Here is a 12,899-nt window from a genome sequence, read left to right on the forward strand (position 1 = left end):
AATAATGTTCGAGCAGAGGACGCTTTCTCGAAGAGAAAGAGAAAGGTTGATTCATCGCCAGGAAATTCTCGATGCCGCCCTTGAGCTTTTTGCTCAGAAAGGCTTTTACAATGTCACAATGAAGGAAATAGCAGAGCGTGCAGAATTTGCCGTCGGTACGCTCTACAAATTTTTCCAAAGCAAACAGCACCTTTACAAATCTCTTATCCTCGAAAGAACCATACACTTTCACAACACCCTGATCAATGTATTAGATGAAGAAATGGACGACCCACTGGAGCAGATCGAAAAGTTTATTATGACCAAGATGGGTCTCCTAGGAAAACATATTGCCATCATCAGGCTTTATTTTACTGAGATATACCGGGTAAATCCCACAATCAAGGCCGATCTGGAAGCCGAGCTTACACGGATGAGGCGGGAATTCAGAACAAAACTTTCGGCACTTATGGAACGCGCAATTAACGCAGGCCTTATCAGGAGAAGCGATCCCATGCACATGGCCATGGCTCTTGACGGCCTTATGAAGGGCTTTGTTTTCGGATATCTGGAAGAGTCCTTCGGTAAGGATCCGTCGGAAATAGATTACGAGAAGCTCGAAAAGCTCTTCGCAGAGGACTACGCAAAAACCGTTCGAGAAGTATTCTTCAAAGGCGCCCTCGCCTCAACGGCCGCATAGACGGAGTAGGATTTATGAAAGGGGCTGTGAGTTTTCTCTTCATTCTGCTTTTTCTGTACTCCTCCGGCAGTCTTGCCCAGCAGACTGCTCCTCAGGCAGTTCTGGTCGAAGGATACAGGGTTATCAGCCGGGAAGTAAACCCGCCGGAGGAATTCGTCGGACATGTGGAAGCAATACAGTGGGTGGACCTCTATGCACGGGTTGAGGGTTTCATCGAAAAGGTTAATTTCAAAGAAGGCTCCATGGTAAAGGCCGGGGATCTTCTCTACATCATAGAGCAAGCACCCTACAGGGCCAGAGTTGAAGCTGCCCAGGCCACCGTTAAGGAAGCCGAAGCAGAACTCGAAAAGGCGCGCCGCCGGCTCAACAGGCTACGCCGTGCAAGACCTGAGAGCGTAAGTGCCACCGACATTGACGATGCCGTTACGGCCGAAATGGCCGCAAGGGCCCGCCTTGAAGAAGCCAGGGCGCAACTGGAGCTGGCGCTGATCGATCTGGGATATACCGAAATCAGGGCACCAATTGACGGACGAATAGGCAAAACGAGATATACGGCAGGCAACCTCGTAAATACCTCATCGGGCCCTCTGGCCCGGATAGTTCAGGTTAATCCCATCAGAGTGGTTTATTCGGTAAGTGAGAACGATTTGCCGCTTATACAGAAGGCAATGGCGGACTCGGAATCGGGGCAAGCATCGCCTTTCCTGAAGCCTTCAATAAGACTACCCGACGGATCGATCTACGACAAAACCGGCCGCGTGGAATTCGTGGACAACGAAGTAGATCCTGCAACCGGAACGATTGCCGTCCGTGCAGTCTTTAACAACCCCGACGGTATTTTAATCCCCGGGCAATATGTGACGGTGCTGGTCAGGAAAGCGGAACCGGAGGTCTTGCCCGTGGTACCTCAATCCGCAGTTCTCATGAGCGCTGAAGGCAATTTTGTGTTCGTCGTTGACGACAAAGGAATAGCCAGGAAGCGTGGCATTACCCTCGGTCCGGTTTTAGAAACCTACTGGGCCGTTCGGTCCGGCATAAGGGAAGGTGAAACCGTTATCGTGAACGGAATACATAAGGTTCGGGACGGTCAGCCTGTTATTGTCAGAGCAAGCGGAAGTCAGGGAGCAAAGTAAAACCATGTTCTCGAAAATCTTTATCGAAAGGCCCCGGCTTGCAGCCGTTATATCGATAGTCATATTTCTTGCGGGATCGATTGCTCTATTCAACATACCCGTAGCCCAGTACCCGCAGATAACCCCACCGGAAATCACGGTGAGCGCCACCTATCCGGGTGCAAACGCGCAGGTCGTATGCGATACCGTTGCGTCTCCCATAGAAGAAGAGGTTAACGGCGTTGAGAACATGCTCTACATGTCTTCAACCTGCTCCAACGAAGGCCGCTACCAACTCAGTGTCACCTTCGCCGTGGGTTCCGATCCGGACATAGATCAGGTAAATCTTCAGAACAGGATACAGCTCGCCGAGTCAAAATTGCCTCAGGAAGTAGTGGATCAGGGGATTTCGGTTCGACGAAGAACTGCCAACATCATGGCAGCCATCAGCTTTTATTCTCCCCGGAAAAGCCGTGATAAGCTTTTTCTGAGTAATTACGTAAGCACCTATGTAGAGGATGCGCTCCTGAGAGTCCCCGGGGTAAGTGACGTTATGATTTTCGGTGAGAAAGAATACAGCATGAGAATATGGCTCAATCCCGACCGTCTAACGGCTCTCGGGCTGACCCCATCGGACGTCATAACGGCCATTCGTAACCAGAACATTCAGGCTGCCGTGGGATCTATCGGAACCGCTCCTGCACCTCAGGGTCAGCAGATACAGTTAACATTGAAGTCAAGAGGGCGCCTTGAGAAACCCGAAGAATTCGAAAACATCGTCGTACGAACAAACGAACTGGGCGGAGTCGTACGGGTCAGGGATGTGGGGCGCGTTGAACTGGCCTCGTTGTCTTACAGCCACGAATCCACGCTGAACGGCGCCCCCGTTGTGACCATAGCGGTTTATAGGTCCTCCGATGCCAATACGCTGGAGACGATGGAGGCCGTGAGAAATGAGCTAAAAAGGCTTTCGGCCGATTTTCCGGAAGACATAGATTACAGCGTCGTTCTCGATACCACCGAATACGTGTCTGCCGCCATCAAAGAAATTCGGTTTACCCTGGGGCTCACCTTTTTACTCGTTCTAATTGTGAACTTTGTATTTCTTCAAGACTGGCGGGCGACACTTATTCCGACGGTTGTAATACCCGTGTCCATCATCGGCACCTTCGCCATCCTGCTTCTTATCGGCTATAGCGCAAATACCATCTCTCTCTTTGGCCTCGTTATGGCCATCGGACTGGTTGTGGACGATTCCATAGTGGTCGTGGAAAACGTGATGCGAATAATGAGCGAAGAAAAGTTGCCGCCCAAAGAGGCCACACTTCGTTCTATGGAGCAGATTACCGGGCCCGTTATTGCAACCACCCTGGTACTTCTTGCGGTCTTCGTGCCGGTTGCATTCGTTCCGGGAATTACCGGGCAGCTTTATCGACAATTTGCGGTGACGATAAGCATCTCCGTGTGTATCTCAACACTCTGTGCATTAACCCTCAGTCCTGCAATGTGCGCATCAATCCTCGTGCCGGTGGGAGAAAGTTCCAAAAAGAAGTCAGGGTTTCAACGAATACTTGATCTTCCCTTCAGGGTCTTCAACACCTCGCTCGACAGGGCGCGTAAAGGCTACGTTGGAATCTCCGGCTGGCTGATAAGAAAAACGGCAATAAGCCTCCTTATCTACGGCCTTATCATCTTTTTTACATGGATGCTTTTCACATCGAGGCCCAGAAGCTTCATTCCCGATGAAGACCAGGGCTATTTCTTCATTAACGTACAGCTTCCGGAAGCGGCATCTCTGGAGCGCACGGTAAAAACCATGGAAAAGGTAACCGCTCTGGTAAGGTCCATTCCCGGGGTTCGTGATGTCATCGGCGTCAGCGGCTTCAGCATTCTGAGCGGAGGAGCCGAAAATGTGGCTTTTGGTATAGCCATTCTTAAACCCTGGGACGAGCGCAAAGGACGGGAAATGCACATAGACAGCATCGTCGCCGCGGCACAAAGGAAGGTTGCCACCCTCCCCGAAGCAACCTGTTTCGTGTTCACGCCCCCACCGATAATGGGTTTGGGGCGATCCGGCGGTTTCGACTTCCGGCTTCTGGCTCTGGAAGGACAGAGCCCTCAGGAGATGCAATCCGTTGCCATGGCCCTTATGATTGCCGCCAATCAGCATCCCGCTCTGCAACGGGTATTTACCACCTACCGGGCCGACACACCCCAGCTCTTTGTTACCGTGGACAGAACAAAAGCCGAATTTCTGAATGTCCCGGTAAGCCCCATATTTTCAACACTGCAGGCCTACATGGGTTCAGCCTACGTTAATGACTTCACTCTCAGGGGACGCACCTATCAGGTGAGAGTCCAGGCCGAAGAACGCTACCGCAACGACCTTTCCGACGTATATCGGCTTTACGTTCGCAGCGACGCCGGCCAGATGATCCCTCTCAGAAGCCTCATCAAGGTCTCCACCATTACAGGGCCTCAGATAATAAGCCGCTACAATCAGTTTCCCAGCGTGAGCTTTCAGGGATCGGCTGCTCCGGGCTATTCATCGGGTCAGGCAATGGACGCAATGGAGGAGCTTGCCAGAAAGGTACTGCCCAGGGGTTACGGTTTTGAATGGTCTTCCATATCCTACCAGGAGAAGCAGGTTCGGGGACAGGTTCTTGTGATATTCCTTCTTGCAATGGTTTTCGGATACCTGTTTCTGGTGGGCCAGTATGAAAGCTGGAACATGCCCATTGCCATAATTCTTTATGTACCCATCTCCACCTTTGGAGCACTGCTGGGCCTCTGGGTTGCAGGTCTTCCCCTGAGTCTCTATGCTCAGATAGGTCTGGTTCTTCTTGTGGGCCTTTCGTCCAAGAACGCAATTCTTATCGTGGAATTTGCCAAAAACGCCCGTGAGGAAGGCAAATCGACCACAGAAGCGGCTCTTGAGGCCGCCAGAATAAGGTTTCGCCCTGTGCTAATGACCGCCTTTACCTTCATCTTCGGTGTCATACCGATGGTCGTTGCCACAGGGGCCGGCGCAGCCAGCAGGAGGGCCATAGGAACAACGGTTTTTTCGGGAATGCTGGTCTGCACAATCATCGGCATTTTCTTCATCCCGATGCTCTTTTATTGCTTCCAGACAATTCGCGAGAAAGCCCATTCGCTGTTGCGACCCGGCGAGAAACCCGTTGACGGCGCCATAGGATAGGATTGGGAGCAGATGTCGGGAGAAAAAGATCTTATAAAATTACTGAAATCCATGAATCCCGAGCCAAAATCCGAGGAATACGTTTTTATCTCTTTAAAGGGGGCTGTTTACGGGGATGCCCCGGAGCTTAAACCTACGGCAATGTTTATGGAAGATGAAGGCATGACCCTCGTAATACCTCGATCGATAGCCGACGAACTGGGAATAGCCTACGAATCCGTCTTCAGGTGCATCACTCTCAGGGTCCACTCAAGCCTTGATGCCGTGGGTTTTTCTGCTACCATTGCAGGCGCCCTTGCCAAAAGAGGAATTAGCGCAAACATCATGGCAGGTTATTTTCACGATCATATTTTCGTTCCTTCGGAACGCGCAGAAGAAGCCCTGTCGATTCTGAAAGAACTCTCCGAAACCCTGAAAGCTCAGGAAACCAGGGCCACGAATTATCCATGAAACCGCAAGTCTTTGTCGCTCTAGGAAAACACCTGAAGCATTGCCCGGTGGTAAGAACACTTGGCGTAAGGCCTGACCTCCTTTGCTACAGTGACGAGGAACTGGATCTGTTGAGGTCGGCTCAGGTCGTGCTTTTCCCCACCTGGCGTTACCTTCATATTTTCGAAGCCACCGGTCGTCCTGTCTTTCCGTCTTATTCAAGCTACCACCTTCGAAGATCACCCTATCTGCAGCACCTGCTGGCACGCCACCTCAATATTCCAAAGCTAAGGGCAAGGGCCTACGCCGGTCGTAAAAGGCTTAACATCCCCGGAGACTTCGACTACCCCTTTGCAGTCTGGCCGGTTCGTAAAAGAAGACCTCTCCCCATCGTCGTAAGAAACGAAAAAGAGCTGAAAGAAGTTTGCAAAGCCCATCACTTTATTCTGGTAGTGGAGATGCCCGACCCGGTGGAAAGAGAAGTTCAGATTGTTACGATAGGTCGTGGGGTTGCGGGATGGAAGGGTTCTCCGCCATCGTCACGAAAAGCCAAACTGCTTCAGGATGAGTCTCTGCGATACGTGACCTCTGCGGGGATTGATTACGGATCCGTAAGATGGATCAAAAGTCGTGATGGCTGGAAGTTTTCGGGGCTACTGTCCCTTCCGTTGTGTTTCGTCACTCCGGATGGATTACCCGTCTCACGTCACGATTTTTTGTGTTCCCTTCTCAGGGATATTGCAGCCGGACGGGTGCAACCTCCGTGGAAAACAAACGATCGAGCCACCTGACCGCACTTTCTCCGAAAAGCATTTCTATCAGGCGCCGCCTTTTTTCATGGTAAATCAATTCCGGCTCTTCCTCCATCTGGGCAAGAAGGCGTGCTACCTGAACTGCATCCTGGAAGTTACCCAGTTCATCGATAAGCCCGAGCTCCAGTGCCGACTCCCCGGTGAGTATCCTTCCATCTGCTATTGCGTCAACTTTCGATTCATCAAGCCCCCTGGCAACGGCAATATCCCTTACGAACTGTCTGTGAACCTGCATCAGTGATTCCCTGATAAGGTTTTCCTCGTCGGGCGTCATCGTTCTTCCGGGATTGCCTAGGTCCTTAAATTTTCCGCTTTTTATCACAACGGTCTCAAAGCCAATTTTTTCAAAAATCCGGGACAGATTAGGGAAAAAGGCAATAACCCCTATACTGCCGGTAATCGTTCCGGGGCTCGCTATGATCTTGCTTGCTCCACAGGCTACGTAATAGCCGCCAGAAGTGGCCACGGAACCCAGAGAAGCCACCACGGGTTTAGCCTCCCTCGTTCTCAAAACTTCCCGATACAGCTCCTGAGCGGCACTGACTCCACCTCCCGGGGAATCAATCCGAATTATGATGGCCCGCACTCTATCGTCTTTTCGAAAAGATGCCAGGGCATCCGTATATTCAAAACTATCCGTGATGGTTCCCCTGACAAAAATTACTCCTATACGATTGGACGACGCCAGAATTGTGGATTTGGCGATCATGTAAAGAACACCGCCGGCAATCGGCACCAGAAAGATTGCGATAACCATCCAGAAAAGGATCTTTAAAAACCTTTTCACTTTAAGCCCCCCTGGCGGCTTAAACGACGAAACCCGACCCTCAAAGGCGGAGTCGGGTTTCGATGGAGAGTCTTACCGGGCTGATTTATCAACTCTCTTCGGACTTCTTAATAACTTCGCCGAGCTTGACGGAGCCATCTTCTGCTCCTGACTTAAACTGCTCAAGGGTTTCCTTTTCTCGTTCTTCCGCAAGCCGCTTTATCGAAAGGCCGATCTTCCTTTCCTGAGAAGACACGTTAATGACCTTAGCCTCAATCCTCTGACCTATCTGAAAGGTCTTTAAGGGATCGACCTTTTCCGATTCGTCAATCTCGGATACATGAACCAGTCCTTCAATACCTTCCTCGAGCTCCACAAAAACGCCAAAATCCGTCACGTTGGATACAACGCCCGAAACAACCGAGCCCACCGGATATTTCTCATCTATGCTTTCCCAGGGATCGGGCTCCAGTTGCTTTATACCAAGAGAAAACCTTTTTTCTTCTTTATCTATGTGAAGCACTTTTGCTCTGACAACCTGCCCCTTCTGAAATACCTCCGAAGGATGGCGTATGCGCTTCGTCCAGGAAATATCCGATATATGGACTAATCCATCAATGCCTTCATCTATGCCTATAAAAATCCCGAAATCGGTAATATTCTTTACCTTGCCTTCTATAATCGTTCCCACCGGATATTTCTCGGCAACTATATCCCACGGATTGGGCATGAGCTGCTTAAGTCCCAGAGATATACGACGCCTCTCGGGATCAATGCTCAACACCACGGCTTCCACTTCGTCTCCGACGCTGAGAATCTTCGAAGGATGCCGTATTTTTTCCGTCCAGGACATCTCGGATATGTGGATAAGCCCTTCAACACCTTTCTCCAGCTCAACGAAAGCACCGTAGTCGGTAATGCTCACCACCTTGCCTTTCACCTTTGAGCCTTCGGGATATTTTTCTGCTGCCTTAGCCCACGGATCGGGGAAAAGCTGTTTCAACCCCAGAGAAACCCTTTCGTTCTCCCGGTCAAAATGGAGAATCATAACTTTTATTGGATCGCCTATCTGAAACATTTCAGAAGGATGCCCCACTCTTCCCCAGCTCATATCGGTTATGTGGAGCAAACCGTCCACACCGCCCAGATCCACGAAGACACCGTAATCGGTGATATTTTTAACGACACCCTCGAAGACTTTACCTTCTTCGATTTCTTTCAGAAGCTGAGCCCGTTTTGCTTCACGTTCCTTCTCCAGAATAGCCCGCCTCGAAAGCACAACGTTCCTTCTGCGCTTGTTGCACTTCAGTATCTTGAACTCCATCTCCTTGCCTATGAGGGCATCCAGATCTCTTACGGGGCGCAGATCAACCTGAGAACCCGGCAAGAAGGCGATGATACCTATATCTACGGAAAGACCTCCCTTGACCTTGGCAACAATTTTCCCTTTTATAACGCCGTCTTCTTCGTAAATTCTGGTGATTTCGTCCCAGACCTTTATCTTGGTGGCTTTCTCCTTGGACAGATAAACAACACCCTCTTCATCATCATGGTACTCGAGTAAAACCTCTATCTCATCGCCGACCTTCACACTAACATTGCCGTTATTGTCACGAAACTCATCTATCGAAATAATCCCTTCGGACTTATAACCTATATCAACAACGACATAATCATCGGTAACATGCACAACCTTCCCCTTAACTACTTCACCTTCCTGAAAGGTTTGAAAACTCTTTTCGTATAATTCCTCAAGCAATCGAGGATCCATTTCTGTTAGATCCTCATCCAGGGACGCATGTGCATATTGATGCTCCTCTTCACGACCTGCCTGTTGTCTCATAGCCTGCCTTTACCCCCTTACATGAGAATTTCAATGCGAACAGAATATGTTCGCTTTAAAGCCCCGTGTTTCTAATCCTGTACCAGATTGTACCATTTGACACAACAGAATTCTTAATCTCAGCCCCACGTTTTTTTACACGCGGCAGTGTATGTGAACTAGTTTAATCAGGTGGTTAACAACTTCATCTATGCTCATACCTGATGTGTCCACGATAACGGCACCGGATGCGACAGAAAGAGGTGCAAAATCCCGCGAACTGTCCGCCCTGTCTCTTCTGGTAATTTCTTCAACTACCTTCTCAAAAGAAATATCCACACCTCTTCTTTTATAATCCTCAAGCCGCCTCCTGGCTCTTTCCTCAACGCTCGCCGTCAGATAAACCTTCAGACATGCTTCGGGAAAAACCACCGTAGTCGAGTCCCGACCTTCCGCAACGACCGACACACTCCGGCCAATCTCCCTCTGAATCTCAGTCGCAAAGCTGCGAACCTGTTGCATTCTGGCAACAAAAGATGCCAGTACCGATACATGAGGCAATCGTAACTCTTCGTCAAGAAGTTTATTTCTATAGCGTATTTCAAGACGATTGTTCATCACCGAAAAATTCAGGGGCAGAGATCGCAAATAGTTTATATCAGGCTCTTCCAGCCACCGGAAACCGTCGTCTCTTTGAGCTTTAACAATCTTCCCTTCTTCGTAGAGTACCAGCCCCAGGGCTCTATAAATCGCTCCTGTGTCAAGGTACACAAACCCCAGCTTCTCTGCCAGCAATCGACAGACCGTACTCTTTCCGGCCCCGGCAGGGCCGTCCACGGCCACAACAACTCTCTTGGACATAGGCTAACCAAGCTCCGAAAGCACTTCAGACAACTTCTCGAGAAAAATCCTGTTTTCCTCCGGAAGACCAACACTTACTCTCAAGTAATAGTCCAGACCGTAGGAATCCATGGCCCTTGCAATCACTCCCTTCCTCAATAACCGCTCATACACAACCCTTGCCTTAACAGGAAGCCTTATCAGAAAGAAGTTTGTCTCACTGGGAACATAACTCAACCCAAGCTTCTCCACGCCGGAGTACAGCCCCCGTCGCTCCTCAAGAACGAGCCCGACGGTCTTTGCAAGAAAATCTTCATCATCCAGAGCCGCCAGCGCCGCAATTTGAGCCAGGTGATTTACGTTGAAAGGCTGTCTGACTCTGTTAAGTATATCGGCAACTTGCGGGGCCGACAAACTGTAGCCTATCCTCAACCCCGCAAGTCCGTAGGCCTTACTGAAGGTCCGGATTCCTACAATCCACGGACCTTCCATATCTATATAGTCGGTGCTTCTGGGACATACCCCATCTTCCACGAATTCAATGTAGGCTTCGTCAAGAACCACGATCAAGTCAGAAGGAACTTTTTCCAGAAACCTCTCCAGTTCGCCCCTGCTGATGACGGTACCTGTGGGATTGTTGGGGTTATTTATAACCACAATTCTGGTTCTTTCGTCCACCATCTCGGCCATCGCATCGAGATCAATGCGAAAATCTTTAAGGGGAACCGGTCTGGCATCAACGGCCATAATCTGGGCAACAATGCTGTAAATAAGGAAGGAGGGTTGTGGCACTAGGATGTTATCGCCATCCTCGGTAAAGCCCTTTAAAATCATTTCTATGATTTCGTTGGAGCCGTTGCCCAGAACGATGCCTTCAAAGGGCACACCCAGCTTGGAGCTTATCTTTTTTCGGAGGTAGTATCCACTTCCGTCGGGATAGCGGTTAACCTGGTCCAGAGCACTCTTCAGAGCTTCCAGGGCTCTGGGCGACGGTCCAAGAGGGTTTTCATTGCTTGCCAGCTTAACGGGTTCGGGGATACCCAGCTCACGCCTTAACTCCTCAATGGGTTTTCCCGGTGGATAAGGCACTATCTTCTTGATGTGTTCCGGAACCTTCATCTTTCAAAACAACTCCCAATTGTAAGGTATATCAACCCTGTGGAACTCGAAGTCCCAGGATAACGGATTTAAAAAACCACACCGAAAAGCCATACCGCCCGGTCAGCCTCCGAATAACGTTGCCACTTATAGATAAAAGAACAAACGAGTGCAATGCGTTTTTCCAAAAGAATCCATAAGTAGCTTCTTGCACAGACGGCGTTTTAGGGTATTCTTCTAGTGTCGAGCATGTCAAATAATTGCTGACCTGTGGAGGTCTTATGAGTCGAAAAAAACAAAGAAAATCCGGAGAAGATAAAGAGCCGGTAATGTTACCCGAAGTGACCGACGAGACACCTCTTCTCGAAGAAATGGAAACATCGGACATCGCGCCCGAAAAGATCCTGCCGGCGCGGCACGACTTTTTTGCGGGTACGGAGCCGGTAGATCCCCTCGTGCTCTATCTTCAGGAAATTCGCAAATATCCACTTCTGACCCGGGAAGAAGAAATCGAGCTGGCAAAAAGATACAAAGAAAAGGGAGACCTGGAAGCGGCCTATAAGCTTGTGACTTCCAATCTAAGATTGGTTGTAAAGATTGCCATGGAGTTCCAGAAATACTGGATGCAGAACCTCATGGACCTGATCCAGGAAGGCAACATAGGCCTGATGCAGGCGGTAAAAAAATTCGACCCTTACAGAGGATATAAATTTTCCTACTACGCCTCTTTCTGGATCAAGGCGTACATTATCAAGTTCATCATGGATAACTGGAATCTGGTAAAAATTGGCACCACCCAGGCGCAGAGAAAGCTCTTCTTCAACCTGCGCAAAGAAAAAGAACGCCTCGAGCGGCAGGGAATTGAAGCCACGCCTCAGCTTATAAGCGAGAGATTACAGGTGCGGGAGTCAGACGTCATCGAAATGGATCAGCGCCTGAGCGGCTCAGAGATGTCTCTCGACAGCCCTGTTTCCTCGGATTCCGAGGATACACACCTGATGTTCCTTCCGGACTCGTCACCTGCCATAGACGACCAGATGGCGGATGCTCAAGCCAGACAGATACTGAGAGAAAAGCTGGCTCAATTCAGAAAACACCTGAAAGACAAGGAAGCCGTCATATTCGACGAGCGGCTTATGGCCGAAGAACCCTTAACTTTACAGGAAATCGGGGATAGATTCGGTATAAGCCGTGAAAGGGTCCGCCAGATAGAACAGCGCCTTAAAAAGAAACTTAAGGCCTATCTTGAGGAGGAAATAGACGATCTGGATCTGCTTCAGGAAAGCCTTATAGACGTCTAAAGCGTTTGGAAATACCACATCAGCCGCATCAACTGATGCGGTATTTCCATCAATCCGGAGCGTTTACCATCCGCCATTGTTGTCATTCATGAAGGACGGCGGGGCGTCCCTGCAGAGAAAATTCGCCGACCTGAACCATTCGAGGCTAAGGCGGATGGCTAAAAGCCGTCCTCTTTCGTGAAGAAAACGATGATCGGCACCGTGAACGAAAACCAGCTTTTTGGGGAAGCCGATCTTCTCGTAAATGCGATATCCTTCGTCCGGAGGAACCACATTATCGGCCCTACCGTGAATAATCAGGGCTTTTGACGTTGAGCCCATTTCCGGGACGTCCCCAAGGGACATGGGACGGCCCAGAGGAACGGCAAATCGCTCCTTAACCACCTCAGCTACGGGATGCACATCAAAGGGCGCCGCCCAGGAAGCCAGAGCCTGAATCCGACGATTCTGAGCGGCATAAAGGAAGGCGAGGTATCCTCCAAGGCTCGATCCCAAAAGAAAGACGGGCAGGTCTCCCGCACTCTTCCTTACAAAGCCCATAACCCGGTCAATGCTTCTCAGCCTGTCAGGTATGAGCCCATCCAGAAGGGGCATCCTGTTTTCACCGGCTCCGGCCTGGTCAAACCTCACCGCCAGAAAACCTCTTATAGCAGCTTCATTACAGATCTGGACGAACTTGGCGGAGTCTTTGTGACTCAAAAGCCCATGAAGGCAAAGGACAATCCCTTCAGGAAAACCCCGAGGAGGCCTATGAAAAACCACAGGGATCATATCATCGACAAAGAAGCTTTCAATTACCGGGGATCGGGAATCAGGGTTTCTTCTCATCTTACATAACAAA

General features: G+C 49.9%; 11 protein-coding genes. 6 read left to right on the forward strand and 5 right to left on the reverse strand.

What is annotated here, in order from left to right:
- The first annotated feature begins 4 nt into the window (after positions 1-4).
- Genes BM091_RS00125 through BM091_RS00145 form a run of 5 tightly spaced genes read left to right on the forward strand, consistent with a single transcriptional unit; the run spans position 5 to position 6,210 of the window.
- Complete coding sequence (locus BM091_RS00125) at positions 5-679, forward strand: TetR/AcrR family transcriptional regulator (protein ID WP_177193457.1); 675 nt, start codon at positions 5-7, stop codon at positions 677-679.
- A 14-nt stretch (positions 680-693) separates the two neighbouring features.
- Positions 694-1,812 (forward strand): efflux RND transporter periplasmic adaptor subunit, encoded by a 1,119-nt coding sequence (locus tag BM091_RS00130; protein ID WP_093392464.1) that lies wholly within the window; start codon positions 694-696, stop codon positions 1,810-1,812.
- 4 nt (positions 1,813-1,816) lie between these two features.
- Complete coding sequence (locus BM091_RS00135; protein ID WP_093392466.1) at positions 1,817-4,990, forward strand: efflux RND transporter permease subunit; 3,174 nt, start codon at positions 1,817-1,819, stop codon at positions 4,988-4,990.
- A 12-nt stretch (positions 4,991-5,002) separates the two neighbouring features.
- Positions 5,003-5,440, forward strand: a complete 438-nt coding sequence (locus BM091_RS00140; RefSeq protein ID WP_093392467.1) for an ACT domain-containing protein — start codon at positions 5,003-5,005, stop codon at positions 5,438-5,440.
- A 47-nt stretch (positions 5,441-5,487) separates the two neighbouring features.
- On the forward strand, positions 5,488-6,210 hold the full coding sequence (locus tag BM091_RS00145; protein WP_143083071.1) for a hypothetical protein: 723 nt from the start codon (positions 5,488-5,490) through the stop codon (positions 6,208-6,210).
- Here the strand turns inward: BM091_RS00145 and sppA are convergent.
- The 4 genes from sppA to hisC form a co-directional block, all read right to left on the reverse strand.
- Positions 6,149-7,018 carry a signal peptide peptidase SppA gene (gene sppA, locus BM091_RS00150; protein WP_093392471.1) on the reverse strand — a complete coding sequence of 290 codons (870 nt, stop codon included), beginning with the start codon at positions 7,016-7,018 and terminating at the stop codon, positions 6,149-6,151. The genes BM091_RS00145 and sppA overlap by 62 nt on opposite strands.
- A gap of 88 nt (positions 7,019-7,106) precedes the next feature.
- On the reverse strand, positions 7,107-8,840 hold the full coding sequence (locus BM091_RS00155; RefSeq protein ID WP_093392473.1) for a 30S ribosomal protein S1: 1,734 nt from the start codon (positions 8,838-8,840) through the stop codon (positions 7,107-7,109).
- Between the two features lie 135 nt (positions 8,841-8,975).
- Complete coding sequence (gene cmk / locus BM091_RS00160) at positions 8,976-9,680, reverse strand: (d)CMP kinase (RefSeq protein ID WP_093392474.1); 705 nt, start codon at positions 9,678-9,680, stop codon at positions 8,976-8,978.
- A gap of 3 nt (positions 9,681-9,683) precedes the next feature.
- Positions 9,684-10,778 (reverse strand): histidinol-phosphate transaminase, encoded by a 1,095-nt coding sequence (gene hisC / locus BM091_RS00165; RefSeq protein WP_093392476.1) that lies wholly within the window; start codon positions 10,776-10,778, stop codon positions 9,684-9,686.
- A 260-nt stretch (positions 10,779-11,038) separates the two neighbouring features.
- On the opposite strand from hisC, the gene BM091_RS00170 reads away from it, so the two are divergent.
- Entirely contained in the window at positions 11,039-12,058 is a 1,020-nt protein-coding gene (locus tag BM091_RS00170) for a sigma-70 family RNA polymerase sigma factor (RefSeq protein ID WP_245735200.1), read from the forward strand.
- A gap of 63 nt (positions 12,059-12,121) precedes the next feature.
- Here BM091_RS00170 and BM091_RS00175 read toward each other — a convergent pair whose 3' ends face one another.
- Positions 12,122-12,886, reverse strand: coding sequence for an alpha/beta hydrolase (locus BM091_RS00175; protein ID WP_093392478.1), 765 nt, complete (start codon positions 12,884-12,886; stop codon positions 12,122-12,124).
- Between the last annotated feature and the right edge of the window lie 13 nt (positions 12,887-12,899).

The sequence above is a fragment of the Thermodesulforhabdus norvegica genome (genome assembly GCF_900114975.1).
In the GTDB taxonomy this organism is placed as follows: Bacteria; Desulfobacterota; Syntrophobacteria; order Syntrophobacterales; family Thermodesulforhabdaceae; genus Thermodesulforhabdus; species Thermodesulforhabdus norvegica.